General features: G+C 69.6%; 13 protein-coding genes. 7 read left to right on the top strand and 6 right to left on the bottom strand.

Annotation, left to right across the window (positions count from 1 at the left end):
• The first annotated feature begins 255 nt into the window (after positions 1-255).
• On the top strand, positions 256-2883 hold the full coding sequence (locus WMF34_RS20855; protein ID WP_437994654.1) for a glycoside hydrolase family 15 protein: 2628 nt from the start codon (positions 256-258) through the stop codon (positions 2881-2883).
• A 34-nt stretch (positions 2884-2917) separates the two neighbouring features.
• Here the strand turns inward: WMF34_RS20855 and WMF34_RS20850 are convergent, their stop codons facing one another.
• The 3 genes from WMF34_RS20850 to WMF34_RS20840 all read right to left on the bottom strand — a co-directional run bounded on the left by WMF34_RS20850 (position 2918) and on the right by WMF34_RS20840 (position 7087).
• Positions 2918-4108, bottom strand: coding sequence for an ATP-binding protein (locus tag WMF34_RS20850; protein ID WP_437994317.1), 1191 nt, complete (start codon positions 4106-4108; stop codon positions 2918-2920).
• Complete coding sequence (locus WMF34_RS20845; protein ID WP_437994316.1) at positions 4105-5391, bottom strand: sensor histidine kinase; 1287 nt, start codon at positions 5389-5391, stop codon at positions 4105-4107. The genes WMF34_RS20850 and WMF34_RS20845 overlap by 4 nt, the downstream gene beginning before the upstream one ends.
• Positions 5392-5578: 187 nt before the next feature.
• On the bottom strand, positions 5579-7087 hold the full coding sequence (locus tag WMF34_RS20840) for a cobalamin B12-binding domain-containing protein (protein ID WP_437994315.1): 1509 nt from the start codon (positions 7085-7087) through the stop codon (positions 5579-5581).
• Positions 7088-7305: 218 nt separating this feature from the next.
• On the opposite strand from WMF34_RS20840, the gene pucL reads away from it, so the two are divergent.
• The gene (gene pucL, locus WMF34_RS20835; RefSeq protein ID WP_437994314.1) at positions 7306-8151 is read left to right on the top strand and encodes a factor-independent urate hydroxylase; all 846 of its coding nucleotides are present in this window, start codon (positions 7306-7308) and stop codon (positions 8149-8151) included.
• A gap of 59 nt (positions 8152-8210) precedes the next feature.
• Positions 8211-9422: a PAS domain S-box protein gene (locus tag WMF34_RS20830; protein ID WP_231864962.1), complete on the top strand. Its 1212-nt coding sequence runs from the start codon at positions 8211-8213 to the stop codon at positions 9420-9422.
• Between the two features lie 5 nt (positions 9423-9427).
• Here WMF34_RS20830 and WMF34_RS20825 read toward each other — a convergent pair whose 3' ends face one another.
• The 3 genes from WMF34_RS20825 to WMF34_RS20815 form a co-directional block, all read right to left on the bottom strand.
• The gene (locus tag WMF34_RS20825; RefSeq protein WP_437994313.1) at positions 9428-10759 is read right to left on the bottom strand and encodes a hypothetical protein; all 1332 of its coding nucleotides are present in this window, start codon (positions 10757-10759) and stop codon (positions 9428-9430) included.
• Between the two features lie 37 nt (positions 10760-10796).
• A complete protein-coding gene (locus tag WMF34_RS20820) occupies positions 10797-11834 on the bottom strand; it encodes a hypothetical protein (protein WP_437994312.1) in 1038 nt (345 codons plus the stop codon).
• Positions 11835-12148: 314 nt separating this feature from the next.
• A complete protein-coding gene (locus WMF34_RS20815) occupies positions 12149-13276 on the bottom strand; it encodes a hypothetical protein (RefSeq protein WP_437994311.1) in 1128 nt (375 codons plus the stop codon).
• A 682-nt stretch (positions 13277-13958) separates the two neighbouring features.
• Between WMF34_RS20815 and WMF34_RS20810 the strand changes: the two genes are divergently transcribed.
• The 4 genes from WMF34_RS20810 (at position 13959) to WMF34_RS20795 (ending at position 19351) form a co-directional block, all read left to right on the top strand.
• Positions 13959-15680 (top strand): DUF1592 domain-containing protein, encoded by a 1722-nt coding sequence (locus tag WMF34_RS20810; protein ID WP_437994310.1) that lies wholly within the window; start codon positions 13959-13961, stop codon positions 15678-15680.
• A 1-nt stretch (position 15681) separates the two neighbouring features.
• A complete protein-coding gene (locus tag WMF34_RS20805) occupies positions 15682-17064 on the top strand; it encodes a DUF1552 domain-containing protein (protein ID WP_437994309.1) in 1383 nt (460 codons plus the stop codon).
• Between the two features lie 254 nt (positions 17065-17318).
• Positions 17319-17606: an NAD(P)H-binding protein gene (locus WMF34_RS20800; protein ID WP_437994308.1), complete on the top strand. Its 288-nt coding sequence runs from the start codon at positions 17319-17321 to the stop codon at positions 17604-17606.
• Between the two features lie 47 nt (positions 17607-17653).
• Positions 17654-19351, top strand: a complete 1698-nt coding sequence (locus WMF34_RS20795; RefSeq protein WP_437994307.1) for an RICIN domain-containing protein — start codon at positions 17654-17656, stop codon at positions 19349-19351.
• Positions 19352-19410 lie beyond the last annotated feature (59 nt).

Below are 19410 nucleotides of genomic sequence, written 5' to 3'. Positions count from 1 at the left end.
TGCTGGCGTTCCACGCGGAGCCGGAGCGAAGTGAGCGCAGGGGGCCCGGGCCGCGATCCGCCGGTTCCACGTAAAAACATCAACCAAGTCGCTGGCTTACGGTAGCCGTGGAGCGGTCTTCACGCGACGGCCACCCGAGGGAAGGGGAATGGCGTGATGCTGAAGCGCATTTCTTGTGACACTGCAATTGTTTGCCTGACGCTCGGGCTCGCGGGCTGCGCGCTCGACACGGATGACACGGATGCAGAGGAGCCGATGGCCGGGGAGTCCGCGGTCCCGTTCCCGTTCGGCACCGCCCGCAAGGCCCCGTCGAAGGCAGAGGCCCTGAAGGCGCTCGGCGCCGGCATTGCCGCCAAAGGGGTCGGGGTACCCTCTGTGTGGGGACCTGCTGAGAAGTCGTTCCTGGGCACCTCGACGACCGCTGCCTCGAGGGTCTACTTCACCGGTCATCGCGGCATCGTGTCCGAGGTGTTCTATCCGGTGCTCGACACCGTGAACACCGTCGATCTGCAGTTCCTGGTGGGGGACACGGCGAAGACGTTCGTCGACGAGGAGAAGCAGCAGAGCTTCACCGTGACCCAGCCGGACAAGCGGTCCATGCGCTGGCAGGCGACGACGACGAACAGCGCCCACAACTGGCGGATCACCAAGACCGTCTTCACCGATCCGGGGCGCCACGCGTTGATCCAGCGCGTCCGGTTCGACGCCCTGGGCGGCAGGAACGTCACGCAGTTCAACCTCTACCTGCTCCACAACCCGGCGATGGACAACTCCGGGGCCGGCGACACGTCGAGGACGGTGGATGCAGGGGGGCGCACGCTGCTCGTCGCCTCGGAGAACAGCCGCGCCTCGGCGCTCGCCGCGTCGCGCCCATGGAAGGTGGTGAGCGGCGCGCCGATGGTGTCGAGCGGCTTCGTCGGCGAGTCGGACGGCTGGACCGACCTCCTCGGCGGGAACGTCGACAGGACCATGACCTGGCGAAACGACCTGGCGAGCGGCGGCAATGTGGCGCAGATGGGCTGGATCGATCTCGGCGCGAGCGCCGTCACCAGCGTCTCGTTCGACGTCGTGCTCGGCTTCGGCGCGACCGAGATCGAGGCGGCCGCCACGGCGAACGCGACGCTCGGCAGCAACCTGAGCACGCTGCAAACCACCTACGACAACGGGTGGAAGTCCTACGCGGCCGGGCTCAGCAGCCAGAGCGCCACCGCCGACGACCAGTATTACCTCGCGGCGATGTCGCTCAAGGCGATCCAGGACAAGTCGAACGGCGCCATGATCGCGGGGATGGGCACGCCCTGGGGCGAGACCAACGGCGACGGCAACAGCGGCGGCTACCACCTTGTCTGGGCGCGCGATCTGTTCAAGTTCGCCAGCGCGCTGGTGACGGCCGGCGACACCGCGGCCGGGACCTCGGTGGTCAACTACCTGTTCAACACCCTGCAGCAGTCGAGCGACTGCGGCGCCGCCGAGTACGACGCGCCGGGCTGCCCGCAGGGCTACAGCCGCGTCGGCCGCTTCCCGCAGAACGCCTGGGTCAGCGGCTGGCAGTACTGGCAAGGCACGCAGATGGATGAGCAGGCGATGCCGATCCTCCTCGCGTGGCGGCTCGGACCTTCCGTCTACAACCCGCTGTGGAAGAAGATCAAGAAGACGGCCGACTACATCGTCAACACCGGCCCATGGACCCAGCAGGAGCGCTGGGAGGAGAACGCCGGGTACTCGCCGTCGACCATCGCGGCGGAGATCGCGGGCCTCGTCTGCGCCGCGACGATCGCCCGCGCGAACGGCGACACCACCAGCGCGGCGCGCTACATGGCCGCCGCCGACTACTGGCAGCAGAGCGTCGACCGCTGGACGTTCACGACCACGGGGTACCACGGCGACGGCCGGTATTACCTCCGCATCAACCCCTCCGCGCGGGGCAACACGGGCAGCGGGCCGCAGGTGTACAACCCGGTGTCCGGGCCGGACGCGGCGGTCACCTTCACGATCGGCAACGGCGGCGGCACGCACGACCAGCGGTACATCGTCGACGGCGGGTTCCTCGAGCTCGTGCGGATGGGGGTGAAGCGGGCCGACGATCCCTCGATCGTCGCGACGCTGCCCGAGTACGACGCCATCCTGAAGCGGACGATCGCCGGCAAGGGGGACGCGTGGTTCCGCTACAACTACGATGGATACGGCGAGAAGAACGACGGCGGCAACTTCGACGGAAACGGCGGCCGGGGCCGGCTGTGGCCCATCTTCACGGCCGAGCGCGGCATGTTCAAGATCGCCAGCACGGGTGTCGGCGCCGACGGCAACCCCTACCTGACCGCGGTGAAGGCGTTCTCGACGCCGCAGGGCTTCATCCCGGAGCAGGTATGGAGCGAGACGACGGACGTCACCGGCTGGTCCGTCCAGAAGCCGGCGAACGTCGCGGCGGGCACCCCGACGCGGTCGATGAGCCCCCTGAACTGGGCCATGGGCGAGTACATCAGCCTGGTGGCGTCGATCCGGGCGGGCAGGGTCGTCGATGTCCCCTCGGTGGTCTGCGGCCGCTACAACGCATGTGTGGTGCCGCCCGGCTCCGGCGAGGCAGGCGTCACGGTCAACGTCACCGCGACCACCGTGGTCGGCCAGCACATGTACGTCACTGGCAACACCGCTGCGCTCGGCAGCTGGAACACCGATCTCGGCGTCCCTGTCGATCCACGCGGCTACCCCGTGTGGACGAACCGCGTCAACCTGCCGGCCAGCAGCGCGCTCCAGTACAAGTACTACCGCAAGAACGCCGACGGCACCGTGACCTGGGAGAACCTCCCGGGCGGCGGCAACCGCACGATGAGCACGCCCGCGTCCGGCGGGGCGCTCACGCTCGACGACACGGTGAGCTGGTAAGTGGTCATCGGCCAAGCGCGGCGCGCGGGCGAGCCTACACCGCAGGGCGCTCGGGCTCGCAGGCGCGCCCAGCTTTGATCGGGAGCGTGAAGAACACCCGCGTTCCCCGGCCGAGCTCGCTCTCCACGCGGATCGCGCCGCCGTGGCGCTCGACGATGTTCTTGCAGATCGACAGGCCGAGCCCCGTGCTCTTCTCGCCGCCTGTCGACCGGGTGCTCGTCCTCCGGAACTTGCGGAACAGGCCGCTGATCTCGTCCGGGCGAATGCCCAGGCCCTGATCCTCGATCATCACCTCGACCGCTTCACCGAGCCTCCGCGCGCGCACCGTCACCGTCGTGCCCGGATGCGAGAACTTGAACGCGTTGCTGAGCAGGTTGCTCAGGACCTGCTCGATCCGCGCGACGTCGCAGCAGACGAGCGGGAGATCCGCGGGCACGTCGACGTGCACCGCGATCCCCTTCCGGCCGGCGCCGTGCTCGTTCAGGGAGACCGCCGCCGAGAGGATGCCTCGCAGGTCGGCCTCCTGCAGGCGAAGCCCGCCGTTTTCGTGCTCCAGCGTCGTGATGTCGAGCAGGTCCTCGAGCAGCTGCAGCGCGAACTCGGCGTTGTCCTGGATCTTCAGGGCGTAGCGCCGCGTGTCCTCGGGCCCCACGCCGGCGCCGGCCAGCTGCATCTTCGAGAACCACTGGATCGCCGCGATCGGATTGCGCAGATCGTGCGCAGCGACGCCCATGAGCTCATGGGTCTTCTGGGTCACCTCGGCGAGCTGCTGGTTCTCGAGGTGGAGGGCCTCGGCGCTCGTCTTGAGGCTCGAGAGGAGCCGCTGGCAGCTGCTGATGCGCTCGTGCTGGGCGAACGCGTCGCTCACGACGCCGGCCAGCGCCGGCGGATCCCATGGCTTGGAGATGAACCGGTACACGCCGCCCTCGTTGATGGCCTGGATGGCGGCGCTCGTGTCCGCATAGGCGGTCATGAGGAGGCGGACGGTCTCCGGGAATTCGGCCCTGAGCCTCGCGCAGAACTCCGTGCCCGTCGTGCCCGGCATCCGCTGGTCGCTGAGGACGACAGGGATGGTCCGCTCGCGCAAGATCGCGTGACCCTGCTCGGCGCTCTCCGCGATGAGGACATCGTAGTCGCGCCGGAGCTCGCGGCGGAGCGCCTTCAAGGTCTCGCGCTCGTCGTCGACGATGAGCAGCGCGCGCCGCTCGCCGGAGGCGCGCGTCATCGGTCGGGCTCCTTCGGCAGCGTGATCGTGAAGGTGCTGCCCACCCCGGGGGTCGATCGGACGGCGATGGTGCCGCCGTGCTGATCGACGACGATCTTGTGCGAGATGGTGAGGCCCAGCCCCGTGCCTTGCCCGACAGGCTTGGTCGTGAAGAACGGATCGAAGATCCGGCCGAGGACGTCAGGGGTTATCCCGGCGCCGTTGTCCTCGAACTCCAGGACGACCCGGCGCTCTTCGTCGCGTTCGCGGATCACGATGCGGCCGTTGCCCCGGCCCCGGCACTCGACCGCCTGGGCCGCGTTGATGAGGAGGTTCAGGAACACCTGGCTGAGCTCCGCCGGCTTGCAGCGCAGCATCGGCAGCTCGGCCCACTCGACCGTCACCTGGACGCCGCCGTCCTTCAGCGCCGGGCCCGCGATCGCGAGGGTGCTCTCCAGGCACTCCTTCAGGTCGCAGCGCTCCTCCTCCGCCCGGTCGATCCGCGTGAAGGTCCTGAGGTCCTCGACGATCTTCTGCACGCGCGCGAGGCCGCCCAGCGTGCCTTTCACGAGATCCACCGTATCCTCGCGCAGAAAGTCGGGCTCGACCTCGGCGCGGAGCGCCTCGGCGAGGCCCTTCACGTCGTCCGAGCCTGCGCTGACGGCGGCCCGCTCGAGCGCCTCGTACGCGGCGAACAGCCGATCGAGCGACTCGGCCAGGGTGTGCACGTTGCTGCGGACGAACGCGAGCGGGTTGTTGATCTCGTGGGCCACGCCGGCGGCGAGCTTGCCGAGCGCGTTCATCTTCTCGGAGTGGACGAGCATCGATTGCGTGGCGCGCAGCTGCTCGAGCGACCGCTCGAGCTCCTTCTGCTCGGAGACGAGCCGCCGCTGGAGGCTCGTGATCCGCGAGTTGAGCGCGGACACCTCGGCGACGACGCGCTCGAGCTCGATGACGTCGAACTCGGCGAGGAGCAGCAGGTCGTGGCCGAGCCGCCAGACCTCTCCCCGGAGGCTGTGCGCGATGGACCGGAGATCCCCGAAGTGCAGCAGGCCGCGGTAGATCGGCTCCTCGGCGCCGCGCCCGGCCGCGGCGAGCTGCGCGAAGCTCGGGCTGACGAGGCGAGCCTCGGCGCGACCCGGCTCGCCCGCCCCCCCGAGCAGCCGGCGCATGCCGTGGTTGGTGAGCCTCGGCGCGCCGTCCGGCGCGAACACGCCGATCGCGAGCGCGGTCGAGGCCATGAGGAAAGCAGCGGCGAGCTCCGCGATCGGACCGCCGAGCTCGTGTCCAGGCGGCGGGGTCACGAGCGGCGCTCCTTCGTTTTCTCCTGCGCTTTGCGTGCTGCGCGGTTCCATCGGAGTCATCGGAATCATCCGAATCAAAGCCTCTCCCTCGCTTGCGGTGGAGGCGATCTGTCCTTGGCAGGCCGGCGCGGAGCTCGCTATGCGAAACGCACCCCGCGGGGCCGGCGGTCGAAGGCGCGGAGCGGGGTCATGCGCTCCGCGCCGCGAGGAGCTGCTCCGCCGTGCGGACGGCGCGCTCTGCGCTCGGCGCCGAGCCGTCGGCCCCGAGCTGCCTCCAGAGGTCGTCGACGACGCGGAACGGCTGGCCGCCGGCCAGGACGACGACGCCCCTGCACCGGTCGTCGCCGCGCACCGCGGTGATCACCTGGCGGACGCTCGACAGCTGATCGCTGAGCGCGGCCGAGACCGCGAGGACGTCGGCCTTCCGCTGGACGACCTCCTGGATCACGTGCTCGGCGGGCGTGCTGGCCCCGAGATAGAAGGTGTCCCACCCCGCCATTTCGAAGAAATCGGCGACGAAGCGCGCGCCGATCTCGTGGAGGTTCCCGTCCACGGCGGTGGCCACGAGGCGGCGGCCGGCGCGATCGGCGCTGACGACGAGCGGATAGAGCTGGCCCAGGATCATCTGCGTGACCGCCGTGCAGTAGTGCTCGCCGGCGATGCTGAGCTGACGGAGCTGCCAGCGCCGGCCCACCTCGTACTGGCACGGCTCCAGCACGTGAGCATAGATGTCCCTGATCGGCGCGCCAGCGTCGAGCGCCTCCCGGATGACCCGCACCGCTCGCCTCCGGTCCCGCTCGAGCAGCGCGTCGAGGTAGGTGCACGCGACGGCGCCGAGCGGAGCCTCCGGGCGGACGAAGCTGGGATTCTCGGCGTGCGTCGAGGTGAGCCGCTCGAGCGCCGCCGCCAGGTACCGCCGCGGCGCCTCGGCGAGGCGCTCCGGCAGCGTGAGCGCGAGGACGTCGCCGAGCGCGCGGAGGTAGCCAACGAGCTCGGCGGGGTCGAGGCCGTGCTGCACCAGCAGCGTCTGTGCCCACTCCGCATAGGCGGTGAAGAGCTCCGGCGACCCGTTGTCGAGCGCCGTGGCGAGCTGCGCGACGTGGCGCCTGGCGTCGTCGAGGCAGAGGGCGCGCTTCGCGCCGGCGGCGAGCGCGTCCGCCGGGCGCCGCATGAAGCTGAGCGCGACGCTCATCGGCGCGATGCGCGCCGCCGAGCGCTCGATGGCCTCCGCCGGCGAGCCGGCCTCGCGGGCGGCGCACGGGGGCTCGGGGATGGCCGCCAGCGCGGCCGGCGTCACGAGGGGCGAGGCGCAGAGGCGCTCGCGGCCCGCGGCCAGCGCGTCCTGCGCCAGCGAGGAGAGCGCCGGATCGAGCTGCTCGCCGATGCTCTCGCTCAGCGCGTCGAGCGCGGCGCCGAGCGCGCGCCGGGGCACCCCGAGCGCCTCGAGGAACACCGCCGTGAACGCGCAGTACTCGCAGAGCTGCTGCGCGCCCGCCGCGCGGAGCGCCGCCGCGAGGGCGTCGATGTGCGCCGCGAGGTCCACGTGGCAGCGCGAGAGCGCCTCGCGCTCGCCGCGCGCTCCGAAGGCGCGCGGCGCGACGGACGCGGCCTCGAGGCGGGCGAGCGCGGCGTCCCTCAACGATTCACGGCGAGCGACGAGCTCGTCGGCCGCCCTGTCACGCTCTGTGGTCACCATGCCCGCGTATGTGGTGACGCGCCCTCGCCGCCGCACGCGCGATATCGCACGGGCCCGCCCGACGCCCCTCCGGCGGGCGGCCGCCGCCGGCGCGTCGTCGCGCGCCGCGGGTCGACGGCGAGGGGACCCGCCAGGCTTGAGCCGGCGTCGCGCTTCGAGCTACCGTCTCTCCCGCGTCTCAAAAGAGCGTCGTCGCCCGGCGCGGGAGCTGAAGAACGATGTCGATCTCGTTGGTGCGGAACGCCTACGGCAAATCGAGGGTGCGGCTCGTGAAGGTCCGCCGCGCGGGCGCGCGGCACGAGCTCACCGACGTCCAGGTCGATGTCCAGCTGGAGGGCGAGTTCGACGACGCTTACACGAAGGGCGACAACAGCAAGGTGCTGCCGACGGACACGATGAAGAACACCGTGTACGCGCTCGCCAAGGGCCACCCGGTCGAGCCGATCGAGGACTTCGGCGTCCTGCTCGCCGAACACTTCCTCGGCAAGCCGCACACCCGGCGGGCGAGGGTCGCTATCGCGGAGAACGTCTGGTCTCGCGTCGACGCGGGCGGCGCGCCGCACCCTCACGCCTTCCTCCGCGCGGCAGGGGAGCGGCGGACTGCGGAGATCTCGGCGGCTCCCGGCGGGGTCGAGATCACGTCCGGCGTCGCGGACCTCCTCGTCCTCAAGACCACCGGCTCGGCGTTCTCTGGCTTCCCGCGCGACGAGCACACGACGCTCAAGGAGACCGGGGACCGCATCCTCTCGACGCTCATGGTGGCCCGCTGGCGCGCGGCCGGCCGCGACCCGGCGCCGACGGCGACGTGGGAGCGCGCCCGCCGCGCCCTGATCGAGACGTTCGCGGAGCGACACAGCCTCTCGGTGCAGCACACCATTCATGACCTGGGGGAGGCGGTGCTCGCCGCGTGTCCTGCCATCGACGAGGTGAGCCTCTCGCTCCCCAACAAGCACTGCCTGCTCGTCGATCTCGCACCCTTCGGGCTCACCAACGACAACGAGATCTTCGTCCCGGTCGACGAGCCGCACGGGCTCATCGAGGCCACGATGAAGCGAGGGAGCTGACCGCCGGGCGTGGCCGTTTTTCTCGACATTCCGACGATGTGCCCGGTACAGTGCGGCGCATGGACCAGCTGGCCGGCCCGGACGAGCTCGAGACCGCGACGAGCTACATGAACGCGGTCCTCAACGGACCGTTCATCGCCGTGGAGTGCACGGGCGACGTCGGGGCTCTCGAGATCGCCGCGTGGAGCGCCGGGGCGGAGCGGCTGCTGGGTTATACCGGGGAAGAGGTGATTGGCCGCCGCCTCGCGGACACGGCGCTGGGCAGCGCCGACGTCGACCTCTGGCGACGCCTCTGCGACGGGGAGGGCGGCGCGCCGCTCTCCGCCGAGCACCGGCGGAAGGACGGGCGCGTCGTCGCGTGTGCGTGGGTGCACGAGCCGATGCGCGGCGCCGACGGCCAGGTGGTGCGCAGGCTCTTCCTCGGGCAAGACGTGACCGACCGCGGCCGGCTGGCGGACGCGTCGCGGGACGACTCGATCATCCTGCGCGCCATCCTCGATCACGTCCCGATCGCCGCGTGCAAGTACGATCGCGATGGGGTGTTCACCCATCATGACGGCAAGGGGCTCGAGAACTCGGGCGTGGAGCCCGGGGCGCTCATCGGCAAGAACGTCTTCGACCTCTACGAGGCCAACCAGGCGGCCGTGGACGGGATGCGGCGCGTGTTTGCGGGAGAGGTCGTGGACAATCAGGTCGAGGCCCACGGCGTCACCTGGCGGTCCTGGCTGCTCCCCATCTTCGACGAGCGCGGCGCGCAGAACGGCGCGGTGTCCGTGACGTTCGACATCACGGACGTGAAGCGCAAGGAGGTCGAGCTCCAGGCGAGGCTCGACATGATCCAGGCCCAGCAGCAGGTGATTCGCGCGCTCTCGACGCCCATCATCGAGGTCTGGGATCGCGTGCTGACGCTCCCGATGGTCGGCGTCGTCGACAGCGTGAGGACCTCCGAGGTGATGGACAGCCTCCTCGACGCGATCTCGACCAAGGGGGCGCGCTTCGCGATCCTCGATCTGACCGGGGTCGACGCCGTCGACACGAAGACGGCGAGCTACCTCATCGAGATGGTCCGCGCGATACGGCTCCTCGGCGCGGAGGGCGTGATCACGGGTATCCGCTCGAACGTGGCGCAGACGATGATCGCGCTCGGGGTCGATCTCTCGGGGATCATCACGATGGGCAACCTCCGCGCCGGCCTCAAGCTCTGCATCCAGCGGATGAACCGCGCCGACGCCGCCGCGGCCGACGGCGCGCGGCGGGCCGAGGCACGCTGATCGGACTAAGGCGCCTTCGCCCGCGGCGGCGAGACGTCGAGATCCGCCATCTTCCCCTCTCGCTCCAGCCGCCAGATGTCCTCGTCGGTGACGAACTCCTGCGCGAGGAGCTCTCGCGCTCGCTTGATCTTCGCCAGGAAAACGGGCTCCGTGACCGGTATGCTCGACTCCTTGGTCGGCGCGGGCGGCGGCTTCATCAGCGAGAACGTCCCGCGCGCAGCGTTCCCTTCGGCCGTCTCCCCCTCGACAAAGTACGTGATGGTGAAGACATCCGGTTCACGCACCGTGTCGAGCCTCACCTCCACATCGACCCCTTGCCCCGGTGGGATCTCGACCACGCCGAGCGACGCGTTCTCGCGCGGTGAGGCGTCCGAGGCTCCCGCGTAGTGCCGCACCGCCGTGACGGTATCGATCCGGACCGGCGCGTCGCGGTGATGCCACAAGCGGAAGGCCTGCCGGACCACGCCGTCGCCGTCCTGCTTGGGGAATCGGGGCGTCGGCGTCGCCCCGATGGTCACGATGCCCCGCTCGGCGAGGTCCTGAAACATCATGTTCGGGATCTGGAGCAGGGCGCGGCCGGCGAGCTTCTCGCCCGCTTCGCTCTTGACCTCCACCCGGACCAGAAACTCGGAGACGAGCGCGGTTTGCGGCCGGCGCTCGTAGCTGTGGGTCACGAACGGCGCCTTGGTCTTCTCCGAGCCGCCGTCGTCGAACACCCAGGCATAACTCGCGGGCTTGAACGGCCTCGCGTCGGGCTCGTCCTTGACCCCGACGTCGACGATCTGCGCCGTGAGCTCGTAGTCACCGGGGGTGCTCGGCAGGAGCCTGTGGGTGATGACGACGATCCGCTCTGGTTTGCAGTCGTTGACCTTGTACCTCGGGACCTCGATCTGACGCACCACGTTGTTCCGCCCGAACACGGAGATGGTGGGCATCTCGTACGATCCGTCCATGTCGGGCCAGATGCGGAGCGGCACCCGCGATCCGGCGCGCGTGCCAATGACGCTGTGGAGGTACTCGTCGGTCCCGTTCGTGGTATGGGCGCGCACGGTGATGAGGTTCTCCTCGCCGGCGCACACCTCCGGCTTCTCGACCTCGATCTCGTCGATGAGGGGCGCCGGGTCTTCCTCGGGCGCCCTCGTGCTCGCCGCGGCGGCGCTCGCCGCGCGTCTCGCGCTCGGCGGCGCCTCCGGCGCGCTCGCCTTCGGCGCTGCCCGGGCGGGCTCGGGCGCCTCGGGAGGGCGGGCCGACCAGACCCAGAGCCAGAGCGCGGCGGCGAGCGCCGCCACGCCGACCCACTGCGCCTTCGACCGACGCGCACCGTTCCTGGTCCTCATGGCCTGAGCTCCTCACGTCAGCGTGCTCGAGCGATCGTCAGTACCAGCACCCGTACACATTGCCTCCGGAGTTCCACTGGACGTTGTGGTTCGTATCGGCGGACCAGACGGTCGCGCCGGCCTGGGTCCCCCAGGGGTGCCCGTTCCAGCCGCCGATGCGGTCGGGGCTGATGGACACGGCGACGGCCTTCGGGTCGTCTCGGACTCCTCTCCACAAGCTGCCGCTGCTGGTGTCGCATGCGTGCGAGGCCATGCAGTTCGCGACCTGATTGGCGGCCTTCTCGCAGACGTCCGAGAGGCAGACGATCGATGTGCCGATCGAGCCCCAGAACCCCAGGCTGTTCTCGCAGCTGTCCATCACCCCGCCGTGAAGGGCGTTGGCCGCGCTGGCGAGCTTGGTATGGCTGTACGTGTACGGGGGGATGGCGCCCTGGCCGTCGAGGTGGTGCGCATAGGCAAGGAATGAGGAGCAGACCATACCGTTGTTCCACGCCGGCTCGCCGGTGGGCGTGCCCTCGGTGTTGCGGTACTGGAAGAACGAGTAGTGCACCCGGTCGCCGCGGACGCTCAGCCGAGGGATCTCGACCCCTCCGTCGATGATCGAGCGCTCGGCGTAGTAAGGCACCTCCCACCAGATGGTTTCGCCGATCGACGCGGCCCTCTTGGCATTGCCGACCTGATACGTCAGCGCGGCCGGGCCGCTCCCGCCGCTCCCGTAGAGGAAGCGGTAGATCCCACCCTGGTTGACCTGCGCGAGCCCGGGATAACCATCGAGCAGATCGTTCGATACGATGGGCGTGCTGCACACCTCGGGCCAGGAGTTCTCGCGCGGCTGCTTCATGGTGACATGTGTCACCCACCGTCCGGGTCCGTGCGACAGCATCGAGTGCGTCCGGAACTCGCCGACCGCGTTAAGGACGTCGCCGATCGGCCCCGAGCCGGCGCTGAACACCGCCGCGCCGTTCGGCGCGTTCCAGCCGGCGCTGGAGTACCCGCACGCCTGCTCGGCGGCGGCAGCGGCGGAGGCGAGGCACGACGATACGATGACGAGCTGTAGGACGATCGCTGGTTTCACGGGCGCACCTCCGATCGAGAGCATGGCTGTCGGGACACCGGGCAGCGAAGCGGGCGCGTGGAGCGTCCTGGGCTCTGACGGACGAACGCCGCGAGCGGCCCGAGCCGGGGTGGGCGCTCGCTCGAGATACGGAAGGATGACGCTCCGAGGGGCGGCGCGTACGGGTACCCCACCCCCGGCAGATAGTGTGGTCTCAGGAAACCGTGGGCAAGCAGAAAATGGAGGCGCGATTGCCTTCTACCGCCGTGATCGAGCCCGTCAGGCGGGCGGCCCTGGCTGATGCACAGGACGGACCGGCGGGACGCGGGGACGCCTCATCGGTCGACAGCAGGCGCTGATCCCCCTCCCGGAGCTCCGAGCACCTCGACCGCCCCCTCCGACGACAGCAAGATCTGCGGGTTGGCCTGCGCCGGCGAGATCACGTTGAGCACGCCCCTCGCGCGCACGCGCAGGCCTGGCTTGATGAACTTGTTGCGCGCGTCCACAGGGGCGCCGGGGTGCGCCGCCCAGCCCCGCGCGAGTTTGTCGCGGATCGCCTCGAAGAGCTCCGGATCGCTGAAATTGACGAGCGTATACTCGCGCTCCACCCGATCCCTGTCGACGACGCGCAGCGCCCAGATGTCGAATTTGATTTGCGGGCTCCTCGGGAAGAGCACGAGATCGCCCTCCAGCTCGATCGGCTGGCCATGACCGGCCTGCACGCGCTCCAGCACCTCGATTGGCCTCGAGACGGCCGGATCGAGCCGCAGGTGGATCGGGCGATCGGGGCGCTCGGCGATCACGTAATGCAACCGGATCTTGTCATTGCGCCACAGGTCTCGGACGTGCTCCGGGCGGGTCACGAACACCGGGACCACCTTGTCTGCGAGCTCGACAACGAGGATCTTGCCCTCGGCGTCGACGCCGTGCACACGACCCACGAGCTCGCGCCCCCCGAGGAGCGCCGCGCGCGTGGTCGTGTCGTGCGCATACGACGGCGCGTCCACGCCGGAGGAAAACCGCGTGATCACCTCGATGCGGCGCACGCGGACATGGCGCTGAGGGCCCTTCTTCTCGAGGCTGCCGAACACGCGCAGCCGGTCATGCCGCTGGAGCCCGGCGAGCTCCCGCGCGACCTCCGGTGACCCCGGGATCATCGGAAAGTCAGCGTAACGGAAGAAATCGTGCGGGAGCCGGTAGGTGAATACGAAGAGACCGGACGCAGGCGCCGCGCCGTGCATCCAGCCATCGAGCCCGTGGCCGGCGAGCGCCGCGGCGATACCGGCATCATCGTCCGGGTCGACCACGGCCGACGGATCGCGCGGGGTCGGAGTCGCGTGATGGATCGGAGTCGCGCGCGCGGGCAGCGCGGCCGGAGCTCGTGTCGACGGGGGATGGCAGCCGGACGGAACGAGCAGGAGGGCGAGCAGCCAGCCGAGCACCGCGACCATGCGTTGACCCATGCGCCAGCATAGCAGGTGCGGAGTCGAACCTGCACGGACGCCGTGGAGTGCCTGAGCGGCGCTATCGCGTGCTCCGGCCGAACCGCGCCCGCGCGCGAGCGGGTGCCCGCGACGGGTCACGATCACGTGTTCGTCGTCGACGATGGGGCGGAACACGAACTGCTCCAGCCCGTCGATGTCCACCCGCGGGACGAGCGCCAGGCCGACGCCCCCGCGCTCGAGGGCGCCGACCGGCCTCTCCGCCCCGTTCGAGCGCGAGCCGTTCGGCGACCTCGAGGCGCGCGGCGCGCGTGACGTCGCTGGTCAAAATTCGAAAGCTTTCGGCGGTTCGTGATCAATACGCGCCGGAGCGGGAATTCTTCCGATGACTGCTCGTGTGCGCGGCGTGGGTGGCCTGGGAAGGTGCGACGGAGTCGCGCTCTCGCCTCGCTGCCGAGGCCGTAGTGCGCCCGGTTCTGCTGGGCTGACGCGGCGCGTGTCGCGTCAAGTGACGGCCAGTCGATCCATAATATGACGGGAGTGGAGTCTTCGGGCAGCATCAGACTTCGCCAGCGGACGGTCCGTTGTTGACCGCTGTCCGGCCATCGGACGCTGGCGTCTTGCGCCGTGGATTGATGGGAGCAGCGCTTGACGTCTGCCGAGGCTTCACCGTAGGTTGTGACCGACGGTAGGAGGTCACGGTATGGATGACTTAGGATATCGTCGCTGGCGAGCCGGTCACGCGCTCATGGCGACGCTCGCGCTGACGGCCGTAGCCGGGTGCGGTAACGGGCGGATCGGAGCGGCGGACTCGGGCTCGGGCTCCAGCTCCGGGGAGGACGCCTCGACGTCCGGACCAGGAGATCCCCCGGTGTGCGGCGCCGAGCGGATCCTCGCGCCGCAGCGGCGTTTGACGCGATTCGAATACAACAACACGGTCCGAGATCTCCTCGGAACGTCCCTCACCCCTGCCGATCAATTCCCTCCGGATGAGATCGCCGGCGGCTTCAACAACAACGCGACGGTGCTGACCGTGTCTGCGCTGCACGCGGAGAAATACCTCCTGGCGGCCGAGGCGCTCGCGACCGAGGCGGTCGCGGGCGATCTGTCGAAGCTCGTGCCGTGTGATCCGGCCGCGGTCGAGGGGCAAGTCCCCCAGGAGGAGGCGTGCGCGCGGCAATTCGTCCAGGACTTCGGCCGTCGCGCGTACCGTCGACCGCTCGAGACGTCGGACGTCGACCGGCTGATGCGCGCCTACGCCGCGGGACGCACGGACGGGTCGTTCCGTGAGGGCATCGAGGTCGTCATCCGGGCCGCGCTGCAATCGCCGAAATTCCTGTTCCGCCTGGAGCTGCGTCACGATCTCGATGCCTCCTCGTCGCGGGTGCGCCTCGACCCGTACGAGATGGCGTCGCGCCTGTCGTACCTCGTCTGGGCGTCCGGCCCCGACGACGAGCTGCTCGACGCCGCCGAGGCGGGCCTGCTCGATACCCGCGAGCAGCTCGCCGAGCGAACCCGCCAGATGCTGGAGCACCCGCGGGCGCGCCGGGCCATCACGGAGTTCTACAAGCAATGGCTCAACCTCGGGAAGCTCGAGACCATCGTCAAGGAGGAGAGCCAGTTCCCCGGGTACGACGACGAGCTCGTCGCGGGGATCAGCGCGGAGACTCCCGCGTTCGTCGAGCACGTGCTGTGGTCGGGGGACCACAAGCTCTCGAGCCTGCTCACGCTGCCCGTCGGCTTTGCCACGGAGTCCGTCGCCGAGCTCTATGGCGTGACGGTCCCGCCCGGCTCGACCACACCCCAGCTCGTGGAGCTCCCGCCGGACCAGCGCGCGGGGGTGCTCACGCAGCCCGCGTTCCTGGCCGTCCACGCGCACCCCGATCAGACCTCTCCGGTGCTGCGCGGCAAGGCCATCCGCTCGAAGTTCATGTGCCAGGATCCGCCGCCTCCTCCTGACGACGTCGACCTCACGCCGCCCACCGGCGACGAGGGCGTCACCGCGCGTGAACGGTTCAACCTGCACGCCTCCAACGCCAGGTGCGCCGGCTGCCATCAGCTGATGGATCCGATCGGCTTCGCGTTCGAGAACTTCGATGCCGTGGGCGCGTACCGCACCGAGGAGGGTGGGCAGGTCATCGACGTCTCCGGGGAGATGGTCCTGTCCGATGACATGGACGGCCCGTTCGTCGGCGTTCGCCAGCTGGCGGAGAAGCTCGCCGGGAGCGCGCAGGTCCGCGAGTGCCTCGCGACGCAATGGTTCCGCTACACGGCGGGCCGCTTCGAGAACGTCGACGACGAGTGCTCGCTCGACGGGCTGCGCGCAGGGTTCCACGGTTCGGAGGGTGATCTCGTGGAGCTCATCGTGGCGACGACGCAGACCGACGCGTTCCTGTACCGCAGCGCGATCGCAGAGGAGGAGTGACATGAAACCGCGAATGATCTCTCGACGGCGGATGCTCCAGGGCGCGCTGGCGGCGACGGCGACGATCCCGCTGCTGAACTCCGAGCTGGCCCGCGGGCAAGAGGCCACCGCGCCCAAGCGCTTCGTGGTGTTCTATACGCCGAACGGCACCATGGAGTCGAAATGGATGCCCACGGGGACCGAGACCAACTTCACGCTGAGCCCGCTGCTCCAGCCGCTCTCGCCGTTCAAGTCGAAGATTATCCCGCTGCGCGGGGTCAACATGAACGTCGTGGTCAACTCGAACATCGGCTCCGAGCACGCTCGGGGCATCGGGGGCCTGCTGACGGGGAGGGCGCTGCTCAAGGGCAACTTCAAGAGCTTCATGTCGACCAACGCCGGCTGGTCGTCGGGGATCTCGCTCGATCAGCACATCGCGAACAAGCTGCAGCCGAGCACGCTGTTCCGGACCCTGGAGCTCGGCGTCCAGGTCCGTGACGCGGAGGTGCGCGGTCGGCTCAGCTACGCCGGGCCGGACCAGCCCATCCCCCCCCGCGAGGACCCTTATGACACGTTCCAGCAGCTCTTCGGGGCCTCGGTGCCTGGCCAGGGCCAGGACCCGGGCGGCTCCACCGCGCTGGATCGGCTCCGCGCGCAGCGGCGGACCGTGTTCGATATCCTCCGCGAGGACATCGCCGACGTGCGGCCTCGCATCGGCAAGGAAGATCGCCTCAAGCTCGACTCGCACCTGCAGTCGATCCGGGACATCGAGGCGCGCCTGGCCGGCGGTGGCTCCTCGACCGGCGGCGGCGGCAACCCGACCACGAGCTGCCAGGCCCCGGCGCTGGGCGACCGCATCGACCTCTCGAAGGACGACAACATGCCCGCCATCGGCAAGCTCCAGATGGACATGATGGCCGCGGCGCTCGCGTGCGACCTCACCCGGATCGCCACGATCCAGTGGTCGTACGCCGAGAGCGAGCACCTCTACCCGTTCCTCGGTCTCACGCAGAATCACCATGCCATCTCCCACGAGTGGAACGCGGCGGGTGACGAGAAGTACATGAAGATCCACACGTGGTTCGCGGAGCAGCTCGCCTACCTGCTCGGGAAGCTCGACTCGTACGCGGAGGGGGATCGCACGCTCCTCGACAACACCGTCGTCCTGTGGGTCACCGAGATCGGCGAGTCGAGGCAGCACGCGCTCACGAACATCCCGTTCTTGCTCGCCGGCAGCGCGGGCGGGGTCTTCCGCACCGGCCGCTTCGTGGACTATCTGGCGAACGGCGGCTCGGCCCGCCAGCACAACGATCTGCTCGTCACGATCGCGAACGCGATGGGGACCGACGACAAGACCTTCGGCGACCCGCAGTACAGCACCGGCGCGCTCCCCTCGCTCACCTAGAGCGACGGTCACCCGCTTCGGATACGGGCCCACCTCGACGTTTTCGGTGCTCAGCGCACAGGAGTGCGCTTCCGCGCCGAAAACGCCGATCTGGGCCCGTCTCCTGCGCGGGAGACCGCCGCTCTGCTTGGTGCAGGGGTGGGGGGAAACCGGCTTCGTTCCGTGCGTCGGAAATCCCGTCAGGGATTGCTGACGCACGGAATCAGCCCCTCCAGCAGCCTTCGTCCCGCGCACGGGAGAGCCGGCTCCACGTCGTGCTCGGCGCCGGCCAGATCGGCCCGCGGGTCGCGGAGCTCTTGCTGGCGCAAGGCCATCGCGTGCGCCTGGTGCAGCGCACCCGCCGCGCTCCGGAGCGGCCGGGGCTCACGTCGGTGTGCGGCGACATCACCGACCTCGCCTTCGCCGAGGAGGCCACGCGCGGCGCGAGCGTGGTCTACGATTGCATGAACCCGCCCTACCACCTCGGGGCGCGGCGCGCAGGCTGGCAGATCGCACGGGAGCGGATCAAATCACCCAGGCCGCTGCGCGCGAGAAGGGCTTGACTCGTCCGGTTGAAGGCACCGAGATCTCGCTCTTTCTGGAGGGCGTCATGCGTCTCGGTTCCTTGTCTCCGGTGATGGGCCTGCTGGTCGTGGGGCTCGGCGTCGCGTCTTGCGCTTCCGGCTCGGAAGAGCTCCCTGGGGGCTCATCGGAGGGCGGCGGCGGCGCTTCCGGGGTCGGCTCATCGTCCGGAGGCGGCGGGGCGCCCGGCGCATCGGTGGGCTCGGCGTCCGGCGGCGGCGGGGCACCCGGCACCTCCAGCGCTTCGGGGGGCGGGGCGCCCGGCACCTCCGGCGCGTCGGTCGGCTCGGCGTCCGGCGGCGGCGGGGCGGCTGGCGAGGGTGGGGGACCGGAGCAGCCGCCGGCGGTCGGCCCCCTGGTCAATGGGATCCAGTGGGCCGACACCTCGGGCAAGCCCATCCAGGCCCACGGGGGAGGGGTGATCCGGGTGGGCGACCATTACTACTGGTTCGGAGAGAACCGGAACCCGGACGGGACGTTCTATGCCGTCTCCTGCTATCGCTCGACCGATCTGCGGCGCTGGGAGTTCAGGAACCATGTCTTGACGATGGACTCGGACAAGGACCTCGATCCGGCCAACATCGAGCGCCCGAAGGTGGTCTACAACGCATCCACGAACAGGTTCGTGATGTGGATGCACTGGGAGAACGGGGTGAACTACGGCGAGGCCCGCGCCGCGGTCGCGAGCTCGAGCACCGTGGACGGCGACTACACGTATCACGGCAGCTTCCGGCCGCTCGCCGGCAGCGGGGTGACCGATCACGGCAAGCCCGGGTACATGTCCCGCGACTGCGGGCTCTTCGTCGACGACGACGCCAAGGCCTATTTCATCTCCGCCACGAACGAGAACTACGACCTCAACCTCTACGAGCTGGCCCCCGACTACCTGTCCATCGCCCGCCTCTCCGCCACGCTCTTCCCCGGCGGGCACCGGGAGGCGCCGGCGCTGTTCAAGCGGAACGGCACCTATTTCCTGCTGACCTCGGGCGCCACGGGCTGGTCGCCCAACCAGGCCAAATACGCGACGTCGCGCGCTCTCGACAGGGGCTGGTCGGCGATGACCAACGTCGGTGACGGCACGACCTACCACTCCCAGTCGACCTACGTGCTCCCGGTCCAGGGCAGCGCCGGGACGGCCTACCTGTACATGGGAGACCGGTGGGCAGGGGCCTGGAGCGGACCGGTCAACAACTCGACGTACGTCTGGCAGCCGATCTCCTTCCCGTCGGACACCACCATGAGCATGCGCTGGAACAACACGCTGACCATCGACACGTCGGCCGGCGCCGTCGCCGGAGCGACGAACAATTTCAAGCTCGTCAACAAGAAGAGCGGCAAGGTGATGGATGTCGTCGGCGCGTCGGGCGAGGACGGGGCGGACGTCGTCCAGAACGCGGACAGGGGAGGAGACAGCCAGAAGTGGAGCTTCAACTACAATGGATCGGGCTACTTCCGGCTGACCAACGTCAAGAGCGGCAAGGTGCTCGATGTCCCTGACGAGTCGACGAGCGACGGGGTCGCGCTGGTGCAATGGGAGAACCACGACGGCGACAACCAGGCGTGGCTGTTCATCGATCTGGGCGGCGGTGATTTCCAGATCAGGAACAAGAAGAGCGGCAAGCTGATCGGGGTCTACCAGGGCTCCACCGAGGACGCCGCCGCGATCGAGCAGCGGGGGGGCGGCGGCGGCGAGGAGCAGCGATGGCAGATCGTCGTCGCCGAGTGATGGGTGGATGACGGGCGGGGCGGCCGCGAGGGCAGGGCCGCGACGAGGCCGGCGCCGAT

This window comes from Sorangium sp. So ce145 (genome assembly GCF_051525985.1).
GTDB lineage: Bacteria > Myxococcota_A > Polyangia > Polyangiales > Polyangiaceae > Sorangium > Sorangium cellulosum_B.
Note: the sequence above shows the minus strand (reverse complement) of the source record. Positions and strands in the feature narration are given on the sequence as shown.

Coding starts and splice junctions, on each gene's coding strand:
- WMF34_RS20855 (WP_437994654.1), top strand. CDS start 256: ATGGCCGGGGAGTCCGCGGTCCCGTTCCCGTTCGGCACCGCCCGCAAG.
- WMF34_RS20850 (WP_437994317.1), bottom strand. CDS start 4,108: ATGACGCGCGCCTCCGGCGAGCGGCGCGCGCTGCTCATCGTCGACGAC.
- WMF34_RS20840 (WP_437994315.1), bottom strand. CDS start 7,087: ATGGTGACCACAGAGCGTGACAGGGCGGCCGACGAGCTCGTCGCTCGC.
- pucL (WP_437994314.1), top strand. CDS start 7,306: ATGTCGATCTCGTTGGTGCGGAACGCCTACGGCAAATCGAGGGTGCGG.
- WMF34_RS20830 (WP_231864962.1), top strand. CDS start 8,211: ATGGACCAGCTGGCCGGCCCGGACGAGCTCGAGACCGCGACGAGCTAC.
- WMF34_RS20825 (WP_437994313.1), bottom strand. CDS start 10,759: ATGAGGACCAGGAACGGTGCGCGTCGGTCGAAGGCGCAGTGGGTCGGC.
- WMF34_RS20815 (WP_437994311.1), bottom strand. CDS start 13,276: ATGGGTCAACGCATGGTCGCGGTGCTCGGCTGGCTGCTCGCCCTCCTG.
- WMF34_RS20810 (WP_437994310.1), top strand. CDS start 13,959: ATGGATGACTTAGGATATCGTCGCTGGCGAGCCGGTCACGCGCTCATG.
- WMF34_RS20805 (WP_437994309.1), top strand. CDS start 15,682: ATGAAACCGCGAATGATCTCTCGACGGCGGATGCTCCAGGGCGCGCTG.
- WMF34_RS20795 (WP_437994307.1), top strand. CDS start 17,654: ATGCGTCTCGGTTCCTTGTCTCCGGTGATGGGCCTGCTGGTCGTGGGG.